This window comes from Streptomyces sp. NPDC059499 (assembly GCF_042749285.1).
In the GTDB taxonomy this organism is placed as follows: Bacteria; Actinomycetota; Actinomycetes; order Streptomycetales; family Streptomycetaceae; genus Streptomyces.
This window is the reverse complement of the sequence record NZ_JBHYTT010000003.1, coordinates 646,170-670,891: the sequence shown is the minus strand read 5'-3', so window position 1 is coordinate 670,891 and position 24,722 is coordinate 646,170. Positions and strand designations below refer to the sequence as shown.

The 24,722-nt window shown below is 71.0% G+C and carries 18 protein-coding genes and 1 other RNA gene; 12 read left to right on the top strand and 7 right to left on the bottom strand.

Going from position 1 to position 24,722, the window contains the following annotated elements; genetic code table 11:
* Window positions 1-13: 13 nt before the first annotated feature.
* The 4 genes from ACFW9O_RS11755 to ACFW9O_RS11740 form a co-directional block, all read right to left on the bottom strand.
* Entirely contained in the window at window positions 14-931 is a 918-nt protein-coding gene (locus tag ACFW9O_RS11755; protein ID WP_384607769.1) for a carbohydrate ABC transporter permease, read from the bottom strand.
* The gene (locus ACFW9O_RS11750) at window positions 928-2,304 is read right to left on the bottom strand and encodes a carbohydrate ABC transporter permease (RefSeq protein ID WP_384607767.1); all 1,377 of its coding nucleotides are present in this window, start codon (window positions 2,302-2,304) and stop codon (window positions 928-930) included. The genes ACFW9O_RS11755 and ACFW9O_RS11750 overlap by 4 nt, the downstream gene beginning before the upstream one ends.
* A 4-nt stretch (window positions 2,305-2,308) precedes the next feature.
* A complete protein-coding gene (locus ACFW9O_RS11745) occupies window positions 2,309-3,667 on the bottom strand; it encodes an ABC transporter substrate-binding protein (protein WP_384607765.1) in 1,359 nt (452 codons plus the stop codon).
* Window positions 3,668-3,932: 265 nt separating this feature from the next.
* On the bottom strand, window positions 3,933-7,289 hold the full coding sequence (locus tag ACFW9O_RS11740) for an FHA domain-containing protein (RefSeq protein ID WP_384607864.1): 3,357 nt from the start codon (window positions 7,287-7,289) through the stop codon (window positions 3,933-3,935).
* Between the two features lie 418 nt (window positions 7,290-7,707).
* On the opposite strand from ACFW9O_RS11740, the gene ACFW9O_RS11735 reads away from it, so the two are divergent.
* The 3 genes from ACFW9O_RS11735 (at window position 7,708) to prfB (ending at window position 11,917) form a co-directional block, all read left to right on the top strand.
* Window positions 7,708-9,354: a serine/threonine-protein kinase gene (locus ACFW9O_RS11735; RefSeq protein WP_384607763.1), complete on the top strand. Its 1,647-nt coding sequence runs from the start codon at window positions 7,708-7,710 to the stop codon at window positions 9,352-9,354.
* A 147-nt stretch (window positions 9,355-9,501) separates the two neighbouring features.
* The gene (locus ACFW9O_RS11730; protein WP_351178709.1) at window positions 9,502-10,740 is read left to right on the top strand and encodes a serine/threonine-protein kinase; all 1,239 of its coding nucleotides are present in this window, start codon (window positions 9,502-9,504) and stop codon (window positions 10,738-10,740) included.
* A 70-nt stretch (window positions 10,741-10,810) separates the two neighbouring features.
* A complete protein-coding gene (gene prfB / locus ACFW9O_RS11725) occupies window positions 10,811-11,917 on the top strand; it encodes a peptide chain release factor 2 (RefSeq protein ID WP_329210451.1) in 1,107 nt (368 codons plus the stop codon).
* A gap of 131 nt (window positions 11,918-12,048) precedes the next feature.
* Here the strand turns inward: prfB and ACFW9O_RS11720 are convergent, their stop codons facing one another.
* Window positions 12,049-13,137 (bottom strand): hypothetical protein, encoded by a 1,089-nt coding sequence (locus ACFW9O_RS11720; protein ID WP_384607758.1) that lies wholly within the window; start codon window positions 13,135-13,137, stop codon window positions 12,049-12,051.
* Between the two features lie 415 nt (window positions 13,138-13,552).
* Window positions 13,553-13,744, bottom strand: coding sequence for a hypothetical protein (locus ACFW9O_RS11715; RefSeq protein WP_329210455.1), 192 nt, complete (start codon window positions 13,742-13,744; stop codon window positions 13,553-13,555).
* Between the two features lie 258 nt (window positions 13,745-14,002).
* Between ACFW9O_RS11715 and ftsE the strand changes: the two genes are divergently transcribed.
* From ftsE to ssrA, 5 genes are all read left to right on the top strand, one after another.
* Window positions 14,003-14,692 (top strand): cell division ATP-binding protein FtsE, encoded by a 690-nt coding sequence (gene ftsE, locus ACFW9O_RS11710; protein WP_014046319.1) that lies wholly within the window; start codon window positions 14,003-14,005, stop codon window positions 14,690-14,692.
* Between the two features lie 35 nt (window positions 14,693-14,727).
* Window positions 14,728-15,648 carry a permease-like cell division protein FtsX gene (gene ftsX, locus ACFW9O_RS11705; RefSeq protein WP_351176902.1) on the top strand — a complete coding sequence of 307 codons (921 nt, stop codon included), beginning with the start codon at window positions 14,728-14,730 and terminating at the stop codon, window positions 15,646-15,648.
* 68 nt (window positions 15,649-15,716) lie between these two features.
* Window positions 15,717-16,904: a S41 family peptidase gene (locus tag ACFW9O_RS11700; protein WP_384607754.1), complete on the top strand. Its 1,188-nt coding sequence runs from the start codon at window positions 15,717-15,719 to the stop codon at window positions 16,902-16,904.
* A gap of 18 nt (window positions 16,905-16,922) precedes the next feature.
* Window positions 16,923-17,411, top strand: a complete 489-nt coding sequence (gene smpB, locus ACFW9O_RS11695; RefSeq protein WP_351176908.1) for an SsrA-binding protein SmpB — start codon at window positions 16,923-16,925, stop codon at window positions 17,409-17,411.
* 110 nt (window positions 17,412-17,521) lie between these two features.
* Window positions 17,522-17,910, top strand: a transfer-messenger RNA (tmRNA) gene (gene ssrA, locus ACFW9O_RS11690).
* A 69-nt stretch (window positions 17,911-17,979) separates the two neighbouring features.
* Here ssrA and ACFW9O_RS11685 read toward each other — a convergent pair.
* Window positions 17,980-19,161, bottom strand: a complete 1,182-nt coding sequence (locus tag ACFW9O_RS11685) for an MFS transporter (RefSeq protein WP_351176911.1) — start codon at window positions 19,159-19,161, stop codon at window positions 17,980-17,982.
* Window positions 19,162-19,245: 84 nt separating this feature from the next.
* On the opposite strand from ACFW9O_RS11685, the gene ACFW9O_RS11680 reads away from it, so the two are divergent.
* From ACFW9O_RS11680 to ACFW9O_RS11665, 4 genes are all read left to right on the top strand, one after another.
* Window positions 19,246-20,226, top strand: a complete 981-nt coding sequence (locus tag ACFW9O_RS11680) for a LysR family transcriptional regulator (protein WP_384607749.1) — start codon at window positions 19,246-19,248, stop codon at window positions 20,224-20,226.
* Window positions 20,227-20,391: 165 nt separating this feature from the next.
* Window positions 20,392-21,048, top strand: a complete 657-nt coding sequence (locus ACFW9O_RS11675; RefSeq protein WP_384607747.1) for a hypothetical protein — start codon at window positions 20,392-20,394, stop codon at window positions 21,046-21,048.
* A gap of 72 nt (window positions 21,049-21,120) precedes the next feature.
* A complete protein-coding gene (locus ACFW9O_RS11670) occupies window positions 21,121-23,250 on the top strand; it encodes a glycosyltransferase (RefSeq protein WP_384607861.1) in 2,130 nt (709 codons plus the stop codon).
* Window positions 23,247-24,665 (top strand): acyltransferase family protein, encoded by a 1,419-nt coding sequence (locus tag ACFW9O_RS11665; protein ID WP_384607744.1) that lies wholly within the window; start codon window positions 23,247-23,249, stop codon window positions 24,663-24,665. The genes ACFW9O_RS11670 and ACFW9O_RS11665 overlap by 4 nt, the downstream gene beginning before the upstream one ends.
* Window positions 24,666-24,722: the final 57 nt, after the last annotated feature.

The following is a 24,722-nucleotide window of genomic DNA, read 5'->3' as shown; positions in this document are numbered from 1 at the left end:
TGCCGGGGTGCCGCTACTTGACGGCGCCCGCCATCACGCCGGAGACGAACTGCCGCTGGAAGGCGAAGAACACCGCCAGCGGGATGACCATCGACACGAAGGCGCCGGGCGCCAGGACGTCGATGTTGTTGCCGAACTGGCGGACCTGCTGCTGCAGGGCCACGGTGATCGGCGGGGACTCCGAGTCCGCGAAGATCAGGGCGACGAGCATGTCGTTCCACACCCACAGGAACTGGAAGATCCCCAGCGAGGCGATCGCCGGGCCGCCCAGGGGCATCACGACGCGGGTGAACAGCCGGATCTCGCCCGCTCCGTCGAGCCGTGCGGCCTCCAGCAGTTCGCGAGGGATCTCCGCGAAGAAGTTCCGCAGGAGGAAGATGGCGAACGGCAGGCCGAACGCCGTGTGGAACATGATCACGCCGAAGGTCGTCTCGAAGATCCCGATGGTGCCGAAGAGCTCGGAGACCGGGATCAGCGCGACCTGCACGGGGACCACCAGCAGTCCGACGACCACCAGGAACCACCAGTCGCGGCCGGGGAACTCCATCCAGGCGAAGGCGTATCCGGCGAGCGAGCCGATCACCACGACCAGGAACGTCGTGGGGACGGTGATCAGTACCGTGCTGAGGAGCGAATCGGTGATGACCGAGTTGTCCAGCAGGCGCTGGTAGTTGTCGAAGGTGAGCTCCGAGGGGGCGGTGAAGATCTTCCACCAGCCGGTGGCCGCGATGTCCTCGGCCCCGCGCAGCGAGGACAGCAGCAGTCCGATGGTCGGCATCAGCCAGAACAGGCCCACCAGGACGAGGAAGACCCGCATGACACCGCCGCCCGCGCGGGCCGCTGCCCGCGAGGCGAGGGACGGCCTGGTCCTCACCGGCTCGGCCGTGGCAACGGGGACCTCTGTGGCCCTTACCGGCTCGGTCGTGGTCATCGGCGCCCCTCCTTGCGTATCCGGCGGACATTGAAGAGCATCACCGGAATCACCAGCAGCAGCAGGAGCACGGCGATGGCGCTGCCGACCCCGAGGTCCGCGTCCGTGCCGAACGAGGACCGGTACAGCTGGAGCGCGAGGACGTTCGCGTCGTCCTGGGTGGAGCCGGGCGCGATGATGAAGACCAGGTCGAAGATCTTCAGGACGTTGATCATCAGGGTGACCAGCACCACCGCGAGGACGGGCGCGAGCATCGGGACGGTGATCCGGCGGAACACCTGCCACTCGTTGGCGCCGTCCACCCGGGCCGCTTCGAGGAGTTCGCGCGGCAGACCTGCCAGTCCCGCCGCGATCAGCACCATCGCGAAGCCCGCCCACATCCAGACGTAGCTGCCGATGATCCCCGGTGTCACGAGGGACGGGCCGAGCCAGTCGACCCCGTTGTACGGCTCCCGGAAGTTCGTCGCGGGCAGCCGTAGCTCCGCGCCGTCGGCCGATGCGGGCAGGGTGAACACGCCGTCCGCGCCCGCTGTCGCGGAGGCGACGACCTTGCCGTCCTTGACCGCTTCGACCGTGATGCCCTTCAGGCCGAACTCCTTCGGGTCCACGACGTTGGGTTTTCCGCCGCCTCCCTTGGTGAAGTCCAGCCACGCGGTGCCGGTGATCTTCCCGTCCGCCGCGGTGGCGGCCTTCGCCGGTTCGGCGTCGCCCGGCATCTTCGCGGGTGCCACACCGACCAGCGGCAGCTGGACGGGGGTGCCGGCCCGTACCGGTTCCTTCGTGACGAAGGAACCGCCGCCGCCCGCCTTCAGCGGATGGACGGGCAGCGGATGTGCCTTCGGGAAGCCCGACGACTCGGCGAAGGTGTCGTGCACGCCCACCGCCACGGCGTTGGCGACCCCACGCTCCGGCGCCTGGTCGTACACCAGGCGGAAGATGATGCCCGCGGCCAGCATCGAGATGGCCATGGGCATGAAGACGATCAGCTTGAACGCCGTGCCCCACCGGATGCGCTCGGTCAGCACCGCGAAGATCAGCCCGAGCACGGTGGAGACCGTCGGCGCGAGGACGATCCAGATCAGGTTGTTCCCGACCGCGGTACGGATGGTGTCGTCGGTGAACAGCGACGTGTAGTTGTCGATGCCCGCGAAGCCCGTGCCCGGCTGGTCGAGGAAGGACCGGTAGACGGAGTACACGATCGGATAGACGACGAGTGCGCCGAGCAGTACCAGGGCGGGCAGCAGGAACGCCGCCGCGAACACCCTGCGGGTGCCGGTCACGCTCCTGCGCGTGCGTACGGGCTTCGGCCCGCCGTCAGGACGCTTGTCGGCGGGGGGCACCGCTCCGGCGCCCCCCGCGGTCGCTGTGGTCATCCCGTCAGCTCTTGTACGCCTCGGCCGCGTCGGACTCCAGTTTCGCCTGAGTCCCCGCGATGTCCTTCGGGTTCTTCAGGAAGTCCTGGAGTGTCTTCCACTCACCCTTCCCGGGGGTCCCGCCGAACGACTGGGGCGCCTGGTCGGACATGTCGAACCGGACGTCGTCGCCGGCCGCGATCAGCGCCTCGGCCATCTTGCGCTGCACGTCGTTCGGGTACGCGGCCACGTCCAGGCTCTTGTTGGGCGAGATGAACCCGCCCGCCTCGGCCCAGATCTTCGCCGCGTCCGTCGAGGCCAGCCAGGTCAGCAGCGCCTGGGCGCCCTTGCTGTCCTTGAGCGCCACGGCGGCGTCACCGCCCGTCACCACGGGGGAGTCCGCGCCGACCGCCGGGAACGGGAACACCTTGGCGTCCGTACCGATCTTCGCCTTGGTCTGCGCGATGTTGATGGAGACGAAGTCGCCCTCGAACACCATCGCGCCCTTGGGCTGGTCCCCGCCGGTGAAGGTCTGGGTGACGGACGCCGGGAACTCGGTCTGCAGCGCGCCGTCGGCGCCGCCCGCGATCAGGCTCGGCTTGCCGAAGAGCTCGGCGAGCGTGGTCAGCGCGTCCTTGACGGACGGGTCCGTCCACTTGATCTCGTGCTTGGCCAGCTGGTCGTACTTCTCCGGGCCGGCCTGCGAGAGGTAGATGTTCTCGAACCAGTCGGTGAGCGTCCAGCCGTCCGCGCCGCCGACGGAGACGGGGGTGACACCGGAGGCGGAGACCGTCTCGGCGGTGGCCAGGAAGTCCTTCCAGGTCTTCGGCTCACTCGCGCCCGCGTTCTCGAACGCCGCGGCGTTGTACCAGATGAGGGACTTGTTGGCGGCCTTGAAGTAGACGCCGTACTGGGTGCCGTCCACCGTGCCGAGGTCCTGCCAGACCTTCGCGTAGTTCTTGCTCAGCTGGGCCTTCGCCTCGGCCCCCACCGGCTTCGCCCACTTCTTCGCGACCGCCTGCTGGATGGCGCCGACCTGCGGGATCATCGCCACGTCCGGGGGCTGGCCGCCCGCGATCTTCGTACCGAGGAAGTTGACGATCGGGTCCTGCGCCGGAACGAAGGTCACCGTCGCGCCCGTGCGCTTCTCGAACTCGTCGAGCACCTTGGTGAAGTTGGCCTGCTCCGGCCCCGTCCAGACCGCGGCGACCGAGACCTTCTCGCCGTCCAGTTTCGGCAGTTCGACGTTCGACGGACTTTCCTTGCCCGAGCCCTCGCCCGCCTTGTCCTTGGCGCCGTCGCCGTCACCGCATCCGGTGAGGGCCAGTGCCCCGATCGCGGTGAACACCAGTGCGGCCCTACGCATTCGAAGGGTTGTGCGCATTCCGTCCCCGTCTCTCCTGCGCGCATGTGCGCGGACCGGCACCAACGGTGGGACTTGCGGGTGCTGCTCACGTCACACATCGTGCGGTTCACATCGTCCGTGCGCACAGTCCTACGCCGGGTGTACGGGCGCCGCAATACCACCCTCCGCCTCAACCGGTTGATCGTGATGGGCTCGTGACGTGAGGCCAATGCGCTTGAAGGGGTGCGGAGTTCAGGACTGCGACACGGGGACGGGGTCCAGACGGGTGACGTGGGGACGGGGTTCAGGACGGCGATGCGGGGAACGGGATCAGCGGGGGCAGCCGCTCGGCGTTCACCGAACGGGCCGCCCGCTCGAGGGCGCTGGCCAGCAGAGCCAGGTCCGTCGGCCCGTTGCCCAGCTCACGGACCGGGCGCCGGGTCGGCGGATCACCCATCCGCTCCCACTCCAGCGGGACGACGGTGGGCCGCAGCGTCGCCGTCCGCGGGATGCGGCCGGTGACCCGGCCGCCCTGGAACGGGGTGACCCTCCCGTCCGGATGGCCCAGTCGGCCACGGCCCGGTGAGGCCTCGTCCGGTGACGGCGGCACGACGGGCGGGTCGAGCACGATGCGCAGCCTGGCCCCGCGGGCCAGCTCCGTGTCCTCGGTGCGGTCGGGGCGGGCGGAGGTGGCCACCAGATGGACACCGAGCCGTCCGCCGTCCCTGGCCACGGCCTCCAGCGCCCGTACGACGGATCCCGCTGCCGGGCGGCCGGGGCTGCCGAGCGCGGGGGCGACCAGGGCGTCGAAGTCATCGGCCAGGACGACGAGCCGGGGCAGCGGAGAGGGGCCGGGATCCGTGGACCGGGCGGTGGTCCGCAGCCGCAGGGTGCCGCTGGCGGGTGATTCGATGTCGCCGCGCTGTTCGACGATGTCGGCGGGGCGGCGGCCGACGAGTGCCTGCGCCTCCTCGTACCGCGTGTGCCACGCGGTGAAGTCCAGGGGGCCGAGCAGCTCGGCCCGGCGCTTCAGCTCGCCGCCGAGCGCCTGGGCGAACTCCCGCATCCGTACGGGGTCGGAGGCGACCAGGTGCGTGAACACGTGCGGCAGCTCCGTGCAGGGGCGCAGACCCTCGCCGCGCTCCCCGTGCTCACCGCCCGCCCCGTCGATCAGCAGGATGCCGAGCCGGTCGGGCCGGGCGGCGGACGCCAGCGACGCGGCGACGGCCCGCAGCAGTTCCGTACGGCCGCTGCCGGCCGGTCCCTCGACCAGCAGGTGCGGCCCCTCGTCGGCCAGATCGACGGAGAGGGGGCCGCGGGGCCCGGCGCCGAGCACGATCACGGGCCGCCCGGCATAGCCGGAGGACACGGCCGCGGCGGACGCCTGCGCCTCGCGCCGCTGTTCGGGCACGCCGGTCGCCTGGGAGTACGCGGAACGCCCCGACCCGGAGCTGGTGGGGCCGCTGCCCCGGAACGGCGTGTGCCCGGGGTCGGAGGCCGCACGCTGCTGCCCCACCCGGGGGCCGGTGCTCAGGGTGCGGCCGGAACCCGTCGGGTCCAGGTCCGCGCCCGCGGGGGCGGCCGTGCGCACCGTGGCACCCGGTTGCTGCTCCGCCGTGGACGCCCATCGGGCCATCAGGGAGGCCGGGGTGGCCCTGGCGAGGCCCAGCTCGTCCAGCAGCCGGGCGGACGGGGGCAGCGCGGCCGCCGCCACGGGCCTGCCCGGCAGCGCGGCCGAACCCTCGTCGCGCAGCGGGGCCAGGGCGCGTCCGAACCGCTCCGCCCAGGCCGCCGACACCGCGTCCACCGCGGCGACGGTGCCGTGCCCGGCGGCCTGGCCGCCCGCCGTACGCAGCAGCCGCAACGCCGTCGCCACGTCGCCGCTCAGCATGCCGACCGCCCCGCACTCGCGGAAGGCGATCGAGGCCCGGCACGCGGTGTCGTAGGTCGCGGCCACCGGAGAGGTGGGCGAAGCCGCCGGGGTCTCGGCCAGGCAGATCAGATGGATCCCGGCCGCCGCCCCCGCACCGGCCATTGCGGCCGTGCTCTCGCGCAGCGCCGCCGATCCCGGGTCGCCGTCCACGATGACCACCGTGTACGGCCCCGTGTGGTGGCGGGCGGCCTCGGCCACCGCGGCGCGGTCCGCGCTCGCCCAGCCGGGGCCGAGGGGCCCCTCGTACAGGCGGCGCACCAGCTCGGCCGTACGCGCTTCGGCCTGTTCCCTGTCGTAGGCGAGGAGCAGCCTGCAGTCCTGGCCGTGCATGGGGCGCAGATGCGGCAGCCAGCCGAGCCAGGACCACTCCCGCCGCCGCTCGTCGGTGCCGCGGGTCCGGTCCGTGCTGATCAGCACGATCTCCAGGTCGAAGGGGGAGTGCAGCGCGGCGAGCTGCGCCACCGTCGAGCGGACGAGTCCGGACAGTCGTGCCCTGGGGCCCGCGAGCCCGAGCGAACCGGCCTCCCGCAGTCCCACGGTGACCGGCACGGCAGGCAGGTCGGCCCGCTCCGTCGTCCCCAGCCGGACGACCAGGGCCTCCGGGTGGGCCGCGTCGCGCTCCCACAGGCGCGGGCCGGGGCCGAGCGCCGTGAGGAGAACGGTCGCGGGGTCGGGCCAGGTGCCTGCCGGGGCCGAGGGAACGCGTGGGCCCACGGAGGGGCCGAGAAGGTCCTGCTCGGCGCCGTGGGCCGGAGGCGGCCCACCGGCCGCCCCGTTGCCCGGGTCGCCCTTGCCGCCGGTCAGTCGCCGCGCCCAGGCACCTATGCCGGCGCGGCGCGGGGCGTCGCCCTCGGGGAGGGCGTCGCCGCGGCCGTGGGCGGGCTGCGGCCGGGCGACGGCCGGTCCGCTGCGGTGTTCGCCGTGTCCCGCGGGGGTGTCGCCGTACGTCTCGTCCGCGCCGTGGCCGGAGTTGTCGGCGGCGGGGCCGTAGGCATGGCTGTGCCCTCCGCGGCCGCCGTGCTCCTCCCGGTCCCCGTCCCCATGGATGCCCGCACCGGCTCCCGCCGTGCCCCGGGGGTCCGCCCGGGTGACCCTCAGATGGCCCTCGCCGTCGGGTGCCGTCGCCAGCGCCGGCGTACGGGTGCCCGCGGTGAGCCGGAGCGTCGACTCGCCGAGGCGCAGCAGTGCGCCCGGGGTCAGTGGGACCGGGCGCTCGCCGATCTCCGTACCGTCCAGGGCGGTGCCGTTGGTGGAGCGGAGGTCGGCCACCGATACGCGGCCGTCCTCGGAGACCGTCACCGCGCAGTGCAGCCGGGACACGTCCGGGTCGTCGAGCGGCACGTCGGCGTCGGCGGAGCGGCCGATCCGGATCTGCCCGCCGTGCAGCAGATGGACCCCGCCCGCGTCGGGCCCCGCGATCACGTGCAGCTGCGCGGGGACGGCGTCGTCCGCCGTCTCGTCCTCACCGGGCACCTGGAGGGAGAGCACCGCGCCGTCGACCAGGGGCGGCTCACCCAGGGCGCAGCGCTGCGAGTCGAGCCGCTCGCGCCCGGCGTACAGCACGACGGCGCCGCCTCCCAGGGAGCCCTCGGGCCCGGACACCGCCGAGGCCAGGCTGGAGGCGACAGCCGCGAGAGCCGTCCCCGCGGGGGCGGTGACGAGCACGTCGCAGGCGCGCGTGGGGGTCTGGCCGCTGCGCGGCGCGAGGACGGTCAGCCGGATCTGCATCGCCGTCATCGGTCCCTTCTGCGCGGGTGCCCGGCAGGGGGTGGTGCGCTGTGATTCCCCCCACCCGGCACGGACGCGTCGTCCGGTACAGGTCGTCACGGAGCGCGAGGTTCCCAACCTCACAGGTCCGTGCTCGAGGCATCCTCGCACCTGCCACTGACAACACGCCCGGGGGTGACCGCTTAGTGATCTTGAATGGCCGACTGTGCGTGCAAAAGTGACTGCTTGGTCCTGCCCGCGGTGTGCTGCACACTCGTTCGGCAACCAACTGTCCCGCCTGTGCGTCTTCCCCGGACACGGCGGCGGCCACGACCTGAGGACGACCCGCCGGTGCCCCGTACGGCGGCACTAGAGTGGGCCGGAACATCCGGGCGGGCCCGGGGACCGCAAGCACAACGATCAGCAGGGAGCGCGTGACGTGCGGCCAGTCGGCAGCAAGTACCTGCTCGAGGAGCCGCTCGGACGCGGCGCCACGGGCACCGTCTGGCGAGCCCGCCAGCGGGAGACCGCGGGTGCCGAGGCGGCTGTCGCCGGGCAGCCCGGCGAGACCGTCGCGATCAAGGTCCTCAAGGAGGAGCTCGCCAACGACGCGGATGTCGTGATGCGGTTCCTCCGTGAGCGCTCCGTGCTGCTGCGGCTCACCCACCCGAACATCGTGCGGACCCGGGACCTCGTCGTCGAGGGCGATCTGCTCGCCCTCGTGATGGATCTGATCGACGGCCCGGACCTGCACCGTTACCTGCGCGAGAACGGCCCGCTCACCCCGGTCGCCGCTGCCCTGCTCACCGCACAGATCGCGGACGCGCTCGCCGCCAGCCATGCCGACGGCGTCGTGCACCGCGACCTGAAGCCCGCCAACGTGCTGCTCGACGAGCGGGACGGTGCGATGCACCCGATGCTCACCGACTTCGGCATCGCGCGCCTCGCTGACTCCCCGGGCCTGACCCGGACCCATGAGTTCGTCGGCACGCCCGCCTACGTGGCGCCCGAGTCGGCCGAGGGCCGTCCGCAGACCTCCGCCGTGGACATCTACGGCGCGGGCATCCTGCTGTACGAACTGGTCACCGGACGCCCGCCGTTCGCCGGGGGCACCGCCCTCGAGGTGCTGCACCGGCACCTCAGCGAGGAGCCCAGGCGGCCCGGCAACGTTCCCGAGCCGCTGTGGACGGTCATAGAGCGCTGCCTGCGCAAGAACCCCGACCAGCGGCCCAGCGCCGTGAGCCTGGCGCGCGCCCTGCGTACCGTCGGCGCGGGTGTCGGGGTGCACGCGAACTCGGCGCAGATCGCCGCGGCCGAGGGCGTCGGCGCCCTGCTCGCGCCCGATCCGGCGCCCGCCGCCGTACCGGAGACCCCGGGGGCGGCCGATGCGACGCAGGTGCTGCCGAGCAACGCCGGGTCCTACGACCCGGCCGCCCCGACCAGCGTGATGCAGCAGACCCCGGGAGGCGGCCACGCCGACCCGACCGCGGTCATGCCTCCCGTGCCCCCGCGTCCCGCCGGCGCCCCGTCCCCCGACGAGCCGCATCCCTGGCAGTCCCAGCTCAGGGCCGCCCGCGACCGCAACGAGCAGACCCAGGTCCAGTACCTCGACCCGAGCCAGGACCCGCTGCGCCGCCGCCCGCAGCGCCAGCAGCAGCCCCCGCAGCGCCAACAGTCCCCGCAGCCTCAGCAGCAGCGCCCGCAGCCCCAGCGCGCCCAGCAGTACCCGCAGCAGCAGCCTCAGCGCTACCAGCCGCAGCAGCACCAGCCGCAACACCAGCCTCAGCGCCAGCAGTACGCGCCCCCGCAGCAGCCGGCGCCCCAGCCGCCGGCCCCGCGCCAGCCCAGGCAGCGCAGCTCCAACCCGATGCGGATCCCCGGACTCGGCTGCCTCAAGGGGTGCCTGTTCACCCTGGTGCTGCTGATCGTGGCCGGCTGGCTGGTCTGGGAACTGACGCCCCTGCAGGACTGGGTGGCCCAGGGCAAGGGGTACTGGGAGGCGATCGGGGACGGGATCTCCAAGGTCTCCGGCTGGTTCGAGGATCTGGGCGGCAGCAGCGGTGACGTGCCGCCCAGCGGCCAGTAACGTCACCCACTCTGTGCCTTTGTCGACTTCTGCGGGCCTATTTGGCCCGCAGAAGTGAAGGTTGGCGCCATCCAGGGCACGCAACACCCCGGTAGCCGCGTAACTTTGTCGACCGGGGGGTCAACGCCAGCCGCTGAGGGAGCAGTCTTGGCACGGAATATCGGCAGCCGGTACACCGCCCACCAGATTCTGGGGCGCGGCAGCGCCGGCACGGTGTGGCTCGGCGAGGGGCCCGAGGGGCCCGTCGCCATCAAGCTGCTCCGTGAGGACCTCGCGTCCGACCAGGAGCTCGTGGGCCGGTTCGTGCAGGAGCGCACAGCCCTGCTCGGGCTCGATCATCCGCACGTGGTCGCCGTGCGCGACCTCGTCGTGGACGGCAACGACCTGGCGCTGGTCATGGACCTCGTACGGGGCACCGATCTGCGCACCCGCCTCGACCGGGAGCGCCGCCTCGCGCCCGAGGCCGCCGCGGCGATCATCGCGGACGTGGCCGACGGTCTCGCGGCCGCTCACCGCGCCGGGGTGGTCCACCGCGACGTCAAGCCGGAGAACATCCTGCTCGACATGGAGGGCCCCCTGGGCCCCGGGGGCTCGCACCCGGCACTGCTCACGGACTTCGGTGTCGCCAAGCTGATCGACACCCCGCGCCGCACCAAGGCCACCAAGATCATCGGTACGCCGGACTATCTGGCGCCCGAGATCGTCGAGGGCCTCCCGCCGCGCGCCGCCGTGGACATCTACGCCCTCGCGACGGTGCTCTACGAGCTCCTGGCGGGCTTCACGCCCTTCGGTGGCGGCCACCCGGGCGCGGTGCTGCGCCGCCACGTCACCGAGACGGTCGTCCCCCTCCCGGGCATCCCCGAGGAGCTCTGGCAGCTGCTGGTCCAGTGCCTGGCCAAGGCCCCCGCGTCCCGGCTGCGCGCCTCCGAGCTCGCGGTCCGCCTGCGCGAGCTGCTCCCGCTGCTGTCCGGGATACCTCCGCTGGACGTGGACGAGCCGGACGCCGAGGCCGAGCCGCAGATGTACGACGAGCAGCAGTACACACCCGCCCAGGACGAGCCGCGCCGCCGCGGCGCGGTCCCGCTGGTTCCCGGTTCCTCCCCGGACTCCAACCGGGACACCCATACGAGCATGCGCGTCCCCGCCCCCGACGAGCTGGCCGGCGGCCCCCTGGGCACGGCCCGCGCCCCGCGCTCCCCGGGACGTCCGAGGCCCGGATCCGCACGCAACAAGTCCGCGGCCGTCCGCAAGCGCCGCATCACCCTCGGTGCCGCGGTGGTCGCCCTGTGCCTGGCCATAGGGGTGGGCGGCTGGCTCGCCACGAGCGGTGACGACGCGGGCGCGACCCCCCAGGACACCGAGAATTCGGCGCCGGCGGCGCCCTGAGGACCACCCCCGGGACGGCCCGGTCACGGGGGAGGAACAGGTTCACCCGTCCAGCCGTTAGGCTGGACCCGTGGCAGTCGTCGATATTTCCGAAGAGCTGAAGTCCCTCTCCTCGACCATGGGGTCGATCGAGGCCGTCCTGGACCTGGATGCGCTGAGGGCCGATATCGCCGCGCTCGAGGAGCAGGCGGCGGCGCCGTCCCTCTGGGACGACCCGGAGGCGGCGCAGAAGATCACCAGCAAGCTTTCGCACCTCCAGGCAGAGGTCCGCAAGACCGAGGCCCTGCGCGGACGCATCGACGACCTCTCCATCCTCTTCGAGCTCGCCGAGGACGAGGGCGACGCCGACGCGCTGGCCGAGGCCGAGTCCGAGCTGGAGTCGGTCCGCAAGGCGCTGGACGAGATGGAGGTCCGCACGCTCCTCTCCGGTGAGTACGACGCGCGCGAGGCCCTCGTCACCATTCGCGCCGAGGCCGGTGGCGTCGACGCCGCCGACTTCGCCGAGAAGCTCCAGCGCATGTACCTGCGCTGGGCGGAGCGTCACAACTACAAGACCGAGGTCTACGAGACCGCCTACGCCGAAGAGGCCGGCATCAAGTCGACCACCTTCGCGGTGGAGGTGCCGTACGCCTACGGCACGCTCTCCGTCGAGCAGGGCACCCACCGCCTCGTCCGGATCTCCCCGTTCGACAACCAGGGCCGCCGCCAGACGTCCTTCGCGGGTGTCGAGGTGCTGCCCGTGGTCGAGCAGACCGACCACGTCGAGATCGACGAGTCCGAGCTCCGCGTCGACGTGTACCGCTCCTCGGGCCCCGGCGGCCAGGGCGTCAACACCACGGACTCCGCGGTGCGCCTGACCCACCTGCCCACCGGCATCGTCGTCTCCTGCCAGAACGAGCGTTCGCAGATCCAGAACAAGGCGTCCGCCATGAACGTCCTCCAGGCGAAGCTCCTCGAGCGCCGCCGCCAGGAGGAGCAGGCGAAGATGAACGCGCTCAAGGGCGACGGCGGCAACTCCTGGGGCAACCAGATGCGTTCGTACGTCCTGCACCCGTACCAGATGGTCAAGGACCTGCGTACGGACTTCGAGATGGGCAACCCGGAAGCGGTGTTCAACGGCGAGATCGACGGCTTCGTCGAGGCCGGGATCCGCTGGCGCAAGCAGAGCGAGAAGTAGCCGTACCCGTACGGCAGTCGGGCCCGGGGCAGGGAAACCTCCCCCGGGCCCGTTCTCGTTCTCCCGTCACGTGAAGGTGAGTTGAGGGGACCGTGTGGTGAATGCGTCACAGTCGTGGTCCCGAATAGCCGTCAAGAACCCCCATAGCGACGCTTATCCCCCGGAACGGCCTTGACGTAGTCCTTAACTCTGGCCAGGCTGCTGGAGCAGCATGCGTATGTCTGGGACAGGTGTGATCGGGGGCGGGCGGGATGACCACGGTACGGCGTGGCCCCGCGGAGTGTGACCCCGCAGGGCCGCGGACCGCATACGGCTGCTCCATCGACAAGATCAGCTACTGGGGGTAGCAACAGATGACCAAGAAGACGCGACTCCTCGTCGCGCGGATAGCCGCCGGCGCGGTTATCGCCGCGGGAGCCTCGCTCACCGCTGCGGGTGCGGCTCAGGCCTCGGGCCTCGGCCTCGGAATCGGTATCGGTGTGGACGCCGACGAGACCGGCGTCAGCGCCAAGGCGACTGCCCGTGATGCTGCCGACGGCGGTCTCCTCGGCGGGGTCGACGGCGGTGCCGATGGCGGTGTTGACGGCGGTGCTGACGGCGGTGCTGACGGTGGCGCCGACGGCGGTGCTGACGGCGGTGCCGATGGTGGCGCTGACGGCGGTGCCGATGGTGGCGTTGACGGTGGCGCCGATGGTGGCGTTGACGGTGGCGCCGATGGTGGCGTCGACGGCGGTGCCGATGGTGGCGTTGACGGCGGTGCCGATGGTGGCGTTGACGGCGGTGCTGACGGTGGCGTCGACGGCGGTGCCGATGGTGGCGTTGACGGCGGTGCTGACGGTGGCGTCGACGGCGGTGCCGATGGCGGTGCTGACGGTGGCGTTGACGGCGGTGCCGATGGCGGTGCTGACGGCGGTGCTGATGGTGGCGCTGACGGCGGTGCTGATGGTGGCGCTGACGGCGGTGCCGATGGTGGCGCCGACGGCGGGACCACCGGTTCCGCGACCGGTGACACCGACGGAACCGGCACGGACACCGACAGCGTCGGCAACCAGCCGGTCGAGCAGGGCAAGGGCAAGGACGAGCTCGCCGAGACCGGTGCGGCCGAGACCACGTTCCTGCTGCTCGGCGCCGCGACGATGATCGCCGGTGGTATCGGCTTCCGCATCCTTCCGCGCCTGGTGAACGGCCGTACGGTCGCCTAGCCACCGCTGACGGTGCACGTACGTACAGAGGGGCCCGGTCCGCTTCCCGCGGACCGGGCCCCTCTGCGTGTGGGTGGCGGGGGCGTCGGGTCGTGGCGCCGGCTGCCGTATGGGCTTCCTCGGGCGCGGCAGGAGTCGCCGTACGCGCCCCTGGAGGCCTGTGAGGCGCTGCGGACGCACCCGTGGGGCCCGTCAGGCGCGGCTCCGGCTCCGTGGCGCGACTACGGAGTGCCAAGGGGCCCCGTCGGCCCGGGGGCGTGCATGGCGGCCGGGAGGGGGCCGCGTAGGGAGTTCTCGCCCCGGCCCGCCTGTCAGGCAGCGTTCGGCCGGGCGGAATGGATCGGGGCGCACAGCCGGGCCTGAAGGGATCACTCCGCGCCGGTATGTCTACGCTCAGTGATCAGCTGTCGCTTGCTTGCGCATGGCCCGCTCTTTACACGGCCTGGTGCGCCAGCAGTGCCAGGGCGGCCACCAGGATCACCATCAGGGCGATCAGCATCGCCGGATTCAGCCCCGCGAACGGGCCCTCCTCCTGCATGCGCTCCCGGCTCGCCCGGCAGACTCGGCAGCGGCCCTCGCTGATGGGAGCCGCGCAGTTCGCGCACACCAGTCGGTCATAGGTCATGCGCTTTCCTCCTCCCGCGCGGCGGAGCCGCATACGCTTTCTCTCCGCACAACGCTCCGGGAAACGCAACCGTTCCCCCTACCACTGTGCCAGCTCGCGGCGGTTTCGGCGCGGCCCGCCGGACAAGGCCCGGCACGCCCCGATTCGTACCCGGTCGCGTTCCGTTACATATCGCCCATTGCTGGACGCCGACTGCACGCGTCAGCCCGGTTCGCGTATGGTCACGCACACCTACTCCCGGCCGACCGTGGTGCATCCGTGATCCGATTCGACAACGTCTCCAAGACCTACCCGAAGCAGAGCCGTCCAGCTCTCCGGGATGTCTCTCTCGATATCGAGAAGGGTGAGTTCGTCTTCCTGGTGGGCTCCTCAGGCTCCGGCAAGTCCACCTTCATGCGGCTCATCCTCCGTGAGGAGCGCGCCAGCCAGGGCATGGTTCATGTGCTCGGCAAGGACCTTGCGCGGCTGTCCAACTGGAAGGTGCCGCAGATGCGTCGCCAGCTGGGCACGGTCTTCCAGGACTTCCGGCTCCTCCCCAACAAGACCGTGGCCGAGAACGTGGCCTTCGCGCAGGAGGTCATCGGCAAGCCGCGCGGCGAGATCCGCAAGGCCGTGCCGCAGGTGCTCGACCTCGTCGGTCTCGGGGGCAAGGAGGACCGGATGCCCGGTGAGCTCTCCGGTGGTGAGCAGCAACGCGTCGCGATCGCCCGTGCGTTCGTCAACCGCCCCATGCTGCTGATCGCGGACGAGCCGACCGGAAACCTCGACCCGCAGACCTCCGTGGGCATCATGAAGCTGCTGGACCGGATCAACCGGACCGGCACCACCGTGATCATGGCGACCCACGACCAGAACATCGTCGACCAGATGCGCAAGCGCGTCATCGAGCTCGAGCAGGGCCGTCTCGTACGTGACCAGGCGCGCGGCGTCTACGGCTACCAGCACTGAGCACCTGCACGAGCATCGAGTACTGAAAGGACGCCATGCGCGCCCAGTTCGTCCTGTCGGAGATCGGCGTCGGTCTTCGTCGCAACCTCACGATGACCTTCGCGGTCGTGGTCTCCGTCGCCCTCTCGCTCGCCCTGTTCGGCGGTGCGCTGCTGATGCGCGAGCAGGTCAGCTCGATGAAGACCTACTGGTACGACAAGGTCAACGTCTCGATCTTCCTCTGCAACAAGAGTGACGCCAAGGACGTACCCAAGTGCGCCAAGGGTGCTGTCACCGCGCAGCAGAAGAAGGAGATCAAGGCCGATCTCGAGAAGATGGAGGCCGTCGAGAAGCCGGTCCTCTTCGAGACGGTCGACGAGGCGTACAAGCACTACCAGGAACAGTTCGGCGATTCGCCGATGGCCGGCAACATCACGCCGGACCAGATGCAGGAGTCGTTCCGGGTCAAGCTGAAGGACCCGCAGAAGTACAAGGTGGTCGCGACGGCCTTCGCGGGCCGTGACGGGGTGCAGTCCGTCCAGGACCAGCGCGGCATCCTGGACAACCTCTTCGAGATGATGAACGGCATGAACATGGCGGCGCTGTTCGTGATGGCGCTGATGCTGGTCATTGCGCTGATGCTCATCGTGAACACCGTGCGTGTCTCGGCGTTCAGCCGGAGACGGGAGACGGGCATCATGCGCCTCGTCGGCGCCTCCGGCTTCTACATCCAGATGCCGTTCATCATGGAGGCGGCGTTCGCCGGACTGATCGGCGGTCTGCTCGCCTGCGTGATGCTGCTCGCCGGCCGGTACTTCCTGATCGACGGCGGTCTCGCGCTCCAGGAGAAGCTGAACCTGATCGACTTCATCGGTTGGGAAGCGGTGCTCAGCAAGCTCCCGCTGGTCCTCGCGATCGGCCTGCTGATGCCCGCAGTTGCGGCTCTTTTCGCATTGCGCAAGTACCTCAAGGTGTGACGAGCGCCCCGTGCGGCATGCGGCCAACGAGCCGTGTGGCGCCGGGGCGTTGTCCTAGACTCGGCGCCATGCCGGGCCTCACGCACCGATTGAACCCCCGCGGTGTCTACCGCGGGGCGGCCCTGACATTGGTTTTCGCGAGCGTGCTCGCCACTGCCGCTGCCACCGGGTCCCTGCCGCGGGAGGAAGGCACCGCGGCGGAGATAAAGACCCGTTCCGTCTCCTCCACCGTCGGTTCCGTCGACCGTGAGGAGATCGCGGAGGCGGCGGCCGACGCCGAGGCCGACGGGAAGTCCGGGACGGACGCCGCGGCGGAGGTCGTCAGCCGCAGCGGGGACCGCTGGGGCGCGGTGTACGACGAGCGCGAGTACAAGGACTTCGAGCAGGCACTGGACGGCTCGTACACCGGAGTGGGTATCTCCGCGCAGCGCTCGGCCCGCGGGGATGTCGTCGTGACGGGCGTCCAGCCGGGCGGACCCGCGGACCTGGCCGGTGTCCGCAAGGGCGACCTGCTGCGTACGGTCGACGGCCGCCGGGTCGAGAAGCGCCCTGTCGCCGACGTCGTCGCCCTGCTGCGCGGCGACCGCTCGGGAGCGGTCGAGGGCACCTCCGTGGTCCTCGGGCTCCGGCGAGGTGCGCGCTCCTGGACCGAGACCCTGTACCGGGCCCGGCTCGCCACGCAGGCCGTCACCGTGCGGCGGCTGGGCGGGGAGCCCTCCTCCGCCGTGCTGATCAAGGTCGCCGCCTTCACCAAGGGCGCGGGCACCGCGATCCGCGACGCCGTGCGCACGGCCCCGGGGGAAGCGGGGATCCTCCTGGACCTCCGGGCCAACTCGGGCGGACTGGTCACCGAGGCCGTCACGGCCTCCTCGGCCTTCCTGGACGGCGGGCTCGTCGCCACCTACGACGTGCACGGCGAGCAGCGCGCCCTCTACGCCGACCCCGGCGGCGACACCGACCGGCCCGTGGTCGTCCTCGTGGACGGCGGCACGATGAGCGCGGCCGAGCTGCTGACCGGTGCCCTGCAGGACCGGGGCAGGGCCGTGACCGTCGGATCGCGCACCTTCGGCAAGGGCTCCGTGCAGATGCCCAGCAAGCTGCCGGGCGGCTCGGTCGCCGAGCTGACCGTAGGGCAGTACCGCACTCCGGCGGGCCGCAGCGTCGAAGGACACGGCATCACACCGGACGTCGGGGCGGGTTCCAGGGCCCAGCAGCGGGCCGAGACAGTATTGATTGGCCTCGGGGGTGGGTCGTAGTGCGAAAATGACCGCACTATGGCCAAGGAAAAAGACACAGGGCGCAAGATGATCGCGCAGAACAAGAAGGCGCGGCACGACTACCTCATCATCGATACCTACGAGTGCGGACTCGTGCTCATGGGCACCGAGGTCAAGTCGCTGCGGATGGGCCGGGCCTCGCTGGTGGACGGTTTCGTCCAGATCGACGGCAATGAGGCGTGGCTGCACAACGTCCATGTCCCGGAGTACGTGCAGGGGACCTGGACCAACCATGCGGCCAAGCGGAAGCGCAAGCTGCTGCTGCACCGGGCCGAGATCGACAAGCTCGCGTCGAAGACGCAGGAGACGGGCCACACCATCGTGCCCCTCGCGCTGTACTTCAAGGACGGCCGGGTCAAGGTCGAGATCGCGCTCGCGAAGGGCAAGAAGGAGTACGACAAGCGCCAGACGCTGCGGGAGAAGCAGGACACGCGGGAGACGAACCGCGCGATCTCCGCGGTCCGCCGGCGCCAGCGGAGCGCGTAGTACGGGCTCCCGCCCCGGAGCCGTCGTAATAGGGTGGCCCCGGCATGCGTCGGTCACGTACGATGGGCCGTGCACCTCACAGAGGGTGCGCGCATTTGAAAAAACAACATGGGGATGATCGGTTTCGACAGCGGATGTCGAGGCAGGGGAAGCGAGTCGAGGAAGCGGCAATGATCTCGTTAACCATATGTCGCAACCAATAATCGCCAATTCCAAGAGCGATTCCCAGTCCTTCGCCCTCGCTGCCTAATAAGCAGTGAGTGAGGGACCCTTAATGGGTGTCAGCCCGGGAGTGTTCCCGACCCGGATCCTGGCATAATCTAGGGGACTAAACCACTGAGTCCGGTCACGGGGCTCGGTGGGAAATCAAACAGTGACTGGGCCTGTCGGAGACTTGTTCGCGAGATCTCCGGGGCCGAGAAAAGCGTAGCGAACTGCACTCGGAGAAGCCCTGGTTCTGCACCGTTGGACGCGGGTTCGATTCCCGCCATCTCCACAATTCCCATGTGAACGAGGACCCCGTTGCCGCTGGCAGCGGGGTCCTCGTTTTTTCTGTGTGCGTCCGCGTTCAGGCCCTGCGTGTCCCGGCCGCCGCCACCACCAGCGCCAGCGCCGCCGCACACATCGGCACCGCGTAGCCGGTCACCGTCCCGGAGTGCTCCACCAGCCGGCCGCCGACCGCGGCGCCCACGGCCACTCCGCCCAGCAGTGCGGTGACCGAGAGCGTCATTCCCTCGTTGAGCTGCGCCTGCGGGGTGAGCCGCTGCACCAGTGTCATCACGGTGACCATGGTGGGTGCCGTCGCCGCACCCGCCAGCAGCATGCAGCCCGCGAGGACGAGCAAGGAGCCGGACGTGGCCGCGGCTATCAGGGGGAGCGACATCAGCGCGGTCATCGCGGCGAGGCAGACCATCAGCCGGCCCCGGACGTCCACGGCGGGGCGCAGCGACCCGTACAGCAGTCCCGCCACGCAGGAACCGCCCGCCTGGAGGGCGAGGACCGCACCCCCGGCGTGGGCGATCGTCACGAGCTCCAGGGCGCCGAACACCGCACCCGTCGCGAGGAAGGTCGCGAGCAGGGCGGGCATGCCGGGGGTCCGCAGCGGAGAGGCCGCGCGGATGCGGGGCGCCACCGGGGGCTCGGTCGCCCGTTGCGCGGCGAAGATCAGGACGCCGGCCATCATGAGGATCGCGCCGGTGAGGGTGCCGGCCTCGGGGAACAGCGCCCCGCACAGAGTGGCGGCCAGTACCGGGCCGAGCATGAAGCACAGCTCGTCGGCGGCCTGTTCGAAGGAGTTCGCGGTGTGCAGGGTTGCCGGATCTCCCTGGTGCAGATGAGCCCAGCGGGCCCGGGACATGCCTCCGGTGTTGGGGGCGGTGGACGTGGCGGCGTACGCGGCGAAGAGCGTCCATACCGGGGCGTCGTAGTGCACGCAGAGCAGCAGGGCGAGTGAGCCGAGTGCGGCGATCGTGGTGGCGGGCACGGCGATCCTGGCCTGGCCGTGCCGGTCGACGAGCCGAGCGGTCCAGGGGGCGACCACGGCGGTCGCGGCGAGGCCGGTGGCGGTGACGGCACCCGCGAGGGCGTACGAACCGTGCGCCCCGGCGATCATGATGATGGCGCTGACGCTGAACATCCCCATGGGCAGCCGGGCCAGGAGGTTTCCCGCGGTGAAGGCGCGGGCGCCGGGGGTGGCGAGCAGACGGAGGTACGGGTTGCCTGCGGGGGAGGCAGCGGTTTTCTGGAGCACGGATCAACCCTCACCGCGTGTGGTCCGTGCCGTCCAACACCTGCTCCGCACAGATTCACGCACCGCTGTTGTAAATTCCGACGTGTGTCCGTCTCCTCGACCTCCGATACCGATCCCCGGCTGCTGCGCGCCTTCGTCGCGGTGGCCGAGGAGCTGCACTTCACCCGTGCCGCAGCCCGGCTCTACGTCGCGCAGCAGGCGCTGAGCCGGGACATCCGCCGACTGGAGCGCGAGCTCGGCACGGAGCTCTTCGAGCGCACCACCCGCCAGGTGTCGCTCACCCCGGACGGGGAACGTCTCCTCCCGTACGCCCGGCGTGTGCTCGACGCCCACGCGGAGCTTGCCGCCGCCTTCGACGACCCGGCGGCCCGCCCGCTGCTCGTCGACCTCAACATCGACGGGATGACCGCGGCGCGGGTCCTGGCCAGGGCGCGGGAGCTCGCGCCGGAGTGCGAACTGATGGCCCGCTTCGAGAGCGGTCTGACCTGGGCGGCGGGCGAGGTGCTCGCGGGGCGGCTCGATGCCTCCTTCGGCCGCGCGGCCGGGCTCGAGCCCGCCGTCCTCTCCCGGCTCTCGGTACAGCCGGTGCGGTACGAGCCGATGGCCGTCCTGCTGCCGCACGATCATCATCTCGCAGGGCACCGGGTCGTCGCGTTGGACGAACTGTCCGGGGAGACCGTCTACGCGGGGGCGGGCAATACGCGCACCCGGGAGTGGACCGAGCTCGCCGCCCGGCTCTTCGGTGAGTGGGGCATCGAGCTGGCCCCACCGGCTCCGCTCGCCGTCGGAGTGGCTGAATTTCAACGGGTGATGGCCAAGTCCAGGCATCCCGTCCTGACCGTCGTCGACTTCCCGCCGCTGCCGGGGGCGGTGGTGCGCCCGTTGGTCCGTCCCGTTCCGCTGTCTCCGCTGCTGCTGGTGTGGCGCACCGGGGCGAGGCACCCCGGTCTGGACGCGCTACGGGCTGCCGCGGCCGAACTGGCTGCGACAGAAGGATGGATGGTCAGGCCACCCGATTCGTGGCTGCCCGAAGCCGATGTGTCACTCATGCGTCACCGTTCATGAACAACACCTCACAGGGGAGCCTGACGGTCACCGGCGTGCGCTACATTCAATGTTTCCGGGTGCACCGCGTGGGGGCGTACGGACAGGGTGGGGGCCCGGTCCGACGGCAGAAATCCAGTCATTCGCGCGCACCCGACTCATTGAGTGGGGGAAGTGCGAACACCTGTGGAAAATTGGCGCGAAGGTACCCGTACCGGGCACACGCACGAGCCGAACGACGTCACGGTCCAGCTGGACGGACTCGGCCGGCAGCTTTCCGAACTGCCTGTTGAACCGACTCCGCCGGACAGTGCCGACGGTCCGGTCTTCGTCGACGAGAGCGGCCGGCGCAGCAAGACGTACCGGCGCCTGGGCTGGATACTCGCCGCGATCTGCGCCGTCTACGCGGTGACCCTGGTCGTCGCGGTGATCGGCGGCAACTCCAGCGCTCCCTGGCTCCCTCTCTCCGGACAGGAGGAGAAGAAGTCGGGCGAGGTGGAGGTCCGGCCCGCCCCGAGCGACGGCACGGGATCGGTGGCCGGGACACCCGGGCCCACGCCCAGCTCCACCGCTTCCGGTCCCGGCCCCAGTACGACTGCGACCGCCTCCGGCGGCGCGTCCGCCGGTCCGGCCTCGTCCGGTGCGGCTGCCTCGGCCTCCGCGAGCAAATCCCCGTCCAGGGGCAACGGCGTCGCCACGCAGCCCGCTCCCGGGACGTCGGCCTCCGAGACACAGCCCGCCAGCCCCCCGCCGTCGACCGACCCCGGGCCGGCCGAGTCGAGCCCGCCCCCGCCCGAAGAGTCCTCGGCCCCACCGGTGGTCCAACAAGAAGGCGCACAGTAGAAAATGACAACCCCCGTCCCGCGGGGCAGGCACAACCGGAAGAAGAAGCGGACCGTACGGCGCAGGCTTCCCATGCGCTACCTGCTTCCGTCGCTCCTCCTTGTCGCCCTGCTCGCCATGCTGATGCTGCGCGGATACGTGCACAGCGAGATCCTCGCCGACCACCGCATCCAGGCCCCGGCCCCCACCACCCAGGTGCCGGACAGTGTTCTCGAAGGCGGTCCGGTCATCGACGCCCGGGCCCGGGGCGGGGCCGCGAAGACCCTGCGCATACCCGATCACAAGATCGTCCTGACCTTCGACGACGGCCCCGACCCGGTCTGGACCCCGCGTGTCCTGGACGAGCTCAAGAAGCACCACGCGCACGGCGTGTTCTTCGTCACCGGCACCATGGCCTCGCGCTACCCCGACCTCGTGGAACGCATGGTCGACGAGGGGCACGAGGTCGGGCTGCACACGTTCAACCACCCGGACCTGTCGTTCCAGTCCACCAGCCGCATAGACCGGGAACTCTCCCAGAACCAGCTGGTGCTGGCGGGCGCCGCCGGTATCCGTACGTCGCTGTTCCGGCCGCCGTACTCCTCGTTCTCCGACGCCATGGACAACAAGTCGTGGCCGGTCACGCAGTACATCGGCAGCCGCGGCTACCTCACCGTCGTGAACGACACCGACAGTGAGGACTGGAAGCGCCCCGGTGTGGACGCGATCATCGAGCGAGCCACGCCCAAGCACGGCAAGGGCGCCATCATCCTGATGCACGACTCCGGCGGCAACCGTGCCCAGACCGTGGCCGCCATCGGGAAGTTCCTGCCGCAGATGCAGGAGCGGGGCTACGCCTTCACCAACCTCACCGCCGCTCTCGGCGCACCCAGCGCGCACACCCCGGTCACCGGATTCGCGCTCTGGAAGGGCAAGGCGTTCGTCACCGCCGTGGACATCTCCGAGCAGGTCACCAGCGTGCTGGTGGTCGGCCTCGCGGTGATCGGCGCGCTGGTCCTCGCCCGCTTCGGTCTCATGCTGCTGCTGTCCTTCCTGCACGCCAGGCGGGTGCGCCGCAAGGACTTCAGCTGGGGCGAACCCTTCACCCGCCCGGTGACGGTCCTCGTTCCCGCGTACAACGAGCGCGAGTGCATCGCCGCGACCGTGCGCTCGCTGGTGGCGAGCGACTACCCGATCGAGGTCATCGTCATCGACGACGGCTCGACGGACGGTACGGCCGACCTCGTCGACGAGATGTGGATCCCGAACGTCCGCGTCGTCCGCCAGCGCAACGCGGGAAAGCCCGCGGCGCTGAACAACGGCATCGCGAACGCCCGCTACGACATCGTCGTGATGATGGACGGCGACACGGTGTTCGAACCCTCCACCGTGCGCGAGCTCGTACAGCCCTTCGCCGACCCCCGGGTCGGAGCGGTCGCGGGCAACGCCAAGGTCGGCAACCGTGACTCGCTGATCGGCGCCTGGCAGCACATCGAGTACGTGATGGGCTTCAACCTCGACCGCCGCATGTACGACATGCTGCGCTGCATGCCCACCATCCCCGGTGCGGTCGGCGCGTTCCGCCGGGACGCGCTGGACCGGATCGGCGGCATGAGCGAGGACACCCTCGCCGAGGACACCGACGTCACCATGGCCCTGCACCGCGACGGCTGGGACGTCGTCTACGCGGAGAACGCGCGGGCCTGGACCGAGGCCCCGGAGTCCGTGCAGCAGCTGTGGTCGCAGCGCTACCGGTGGTCGTACGGCACGATGCAGGCCATCTGGAAGCACCGCCGCGCCGTCATCGAACGGGGCCCCTCGGGCCGCTTCGGACGGGTCGGACTGCCGTTCGTCTCCCTGTTCATGGTCGTCGCCCCGCTGCTGGCGCCCCTCATCGACGTCTTCCTGCTGTACGGACTGGTCTTCGGCCCGACGGGGAAGACGGTCGCCGCCTGGTTCGGCGTCCTGCTGGTGCAGGCGGTCTGCGCCGCGTACGCGTTCCGGCTCGACCGGGAGCGCATGGTCCACCTGATCTCCCTGCCGCTCCAGCAGATCCTCTACCGGCAGCTCATGTACGTGGTGCTGCTCCAGTCCTGGATCACCGCTCTCACCGGCGGCCGGCTGCGCTGGCAGAAGCTGCGCCGTACCGGAGCGGTGGAAGCGCCCGGTGCGACGCAGAGCCGCCGCAACGACGCGGGCAGGGACCGGAGGCCGGTCGCATGACCTACCCGAACCAGCCCCGGCAGGACGGCCCGTACCCGCCGGACGGCGAGTACGGCCACACCGGCGAGACCGGCCGGCACGGTGAGTACGTTCAGTACCCGCCGGCCGGCAGGCCCTTCGCCGCGGAGCCCGCCGTCCCCGCACAGACCGTTCCCGCACCGACCGCCCCCGGCGCCCGCCCGGCGCACACCGGAGCGTTCCCGGACCCGACGCGGACGGCCCGCCATGCCGCCCCGCCCACCGCTCCGTCGCCCGTGCCCGGCCGGGCGGCCGGCGCCGGGGCCGCCCCGGCCGCCAAGCCGGGACGGGACCGCTACCTCGACGTCCTGAGGGCCGTGGCCCTCGTCCGCGTCGTCTTCTTCCACCTCTTCGGCTGGGCCTGGCTGACGGTCCTCTTCCCGTCCATGGGCGTGATGTTCGCCCTGGCCGGTTCGCTGATGGCCCGCTCGCTCGCCCGCCCCGCGGGAAGCGTGATCCGCAGCCGGCTGCGCAGGCTGCTGCCGCCGATGTGGGCGTTCTCGCTCGTCGTCGTGCCGGTGATGTTCGCGCTGAGCTGGAAGCCCGTCCGCGAGGAGGGGGTGTGGTGGTTCATCAAGATCGCCTACTACATCTTCCCGGTGGGCACCCCGCCGTACCCGGAGGAGAGCGGCTCGACCGGCGGCTGGCTGGAGCTGACCTGGGCCGACCAGGCGGCGGGCCCGCTCTGGTACCTCCGCGCCTACCTCTGGTTCGTGCTCGCCTCGCCCCTGCTGCTGAAGGCGTTCCGCAGGCTGCCGTGGGTGACGCTGCTCGCCCCGATCGGCCTCACGGCCGTGATCGGCACCGGCCTGGTGACGGTCCCCGGCACGTTCGGTGAGGGTCTCATCGACTTCGCCGTCTTCGGCTCCTGCTGGATCCTGGGCTTCGCCCACAACGACGGGCTGCTGAAGGAGATCCCGCGCTACCTGGCGGTGTCGTCCGCCGCGATCGTCATGGGCTTCGGCCTGTGGTGGGCGTCCGGCCACCTCACCGAGGAGGGCTGGAACCTGGACGAGATCCCGCTGGCCCAGGCCACCTGGTCCCTCGGCTTCTGCGCGATCCTGCTCGTGTACGCGCCGTCCTGGCAGAAGCTCCCCGGAAGGCTCGCCGGGTGGGACAGCCTGGTCACGCTGGCCAACAACAGGGCCGTGACGATCTACCTGTGGCACAACATGCTGCTGATGGCCGCCGTGCAACTCGTCGACGAACTCTGGTCCGTCCCGTGGTTCGGCGACACGTTCGGTACGTACATAGAGCAGTCGTACGAGGTGCTGGTCCTCATCGTGATCTGGCCGCTGATAGGGCTGGCGATCCTGGCGTTCGGCTGGGTCGAGGACGTGGCCGCGAAGCGCCGGCCCCGCCTGTGGCCCAACGGGGCGGACAAGCGCCGGGCCTGAGGCCGGTGACAGGGGTGCGGCGGGCCCGGCTCACCGCACCCCCGACGGCCGAGTGAG

What these genes read in the sequence shown, in the direction of transcription:
- ACFW9O_RS11755 (WP_384607769.1), bottom strand. Translation starts at nt 931, where the DNA reads ATGACCACGACCGAGCCGGTAAGGGCCACAGAGGTCCCCGTTGCCACG.
- ACFW9O_RS11750 (WP_384607767.1), bottom strand. Translation starts at nt 2,304, where the DNA reads ATGACCACAGCGACCGCGGGGGGCGCCGGAGCGGTGCCCCCCGCCGAC.
- ACFW9O_RS11745 (WP_384607765.1), bottom strand. Translation starts at nt 3,667, where the DNA reads ATGCGCACAACCCTTCGAATGCGTAGGGCCGCACTGGTGTTCACCGCG.
- ACFW9O_RS11740 (WP_384607864.1), bottom strand. Translation starts at nt 7,289, where the DNA reads ATGCAGATCCGGCTGACCGTCCTCGCGCCGCGCAGCGGCCAGACCCCC.
- ACFW9O_RS11715 (WP_329210455.1), bottom strand. Translation starts at nt 13,744, where the DNA reads ATGACCTATGACCGACTGGTGTGCGCGAACTGCGCGGCTCCCATCAGC.
- ftsX (WP_351176902.1), top strand. Translation starts at nt 14,728, where the DNA reads ATGCGCGCCCAGTTCGTCCTGTCGGAGATCGGCGTCGGTCTTCGTCGC.
- ACFW9O_RS11700 (WP_384607754.1), top strand. Translation starts at nt 15,717, where the DNA reads ATGCCGGGCCTCACGCACCGATTGAACCCCCGCGGTGTCTACCGCGGG.
- smpB (WP_351176908.1), top strand. Translation starts at nt 16,923, where the DNA reads ATGGCCAAGGAAAAAGACACAGGGCGCAAGATGATCGCGCAGAACAAG.
- ACFW9O_RS11670 (WP_384607861.1), top strand. Translation starts at nt 21,121, where the DNA reads ATGCGCTACCTGCTTCCGTCGCTCCTCCTTGTCGCCCTGCTCGCCATG.
- ACFW9O_RS11665 (WP_384607744.1), top strand. Translation starts at nt 23,247, where the DNA reads ATGACCTACCCGAACCAGCCCCGGCAGGACGGCCCGTACCCGCCGGAC.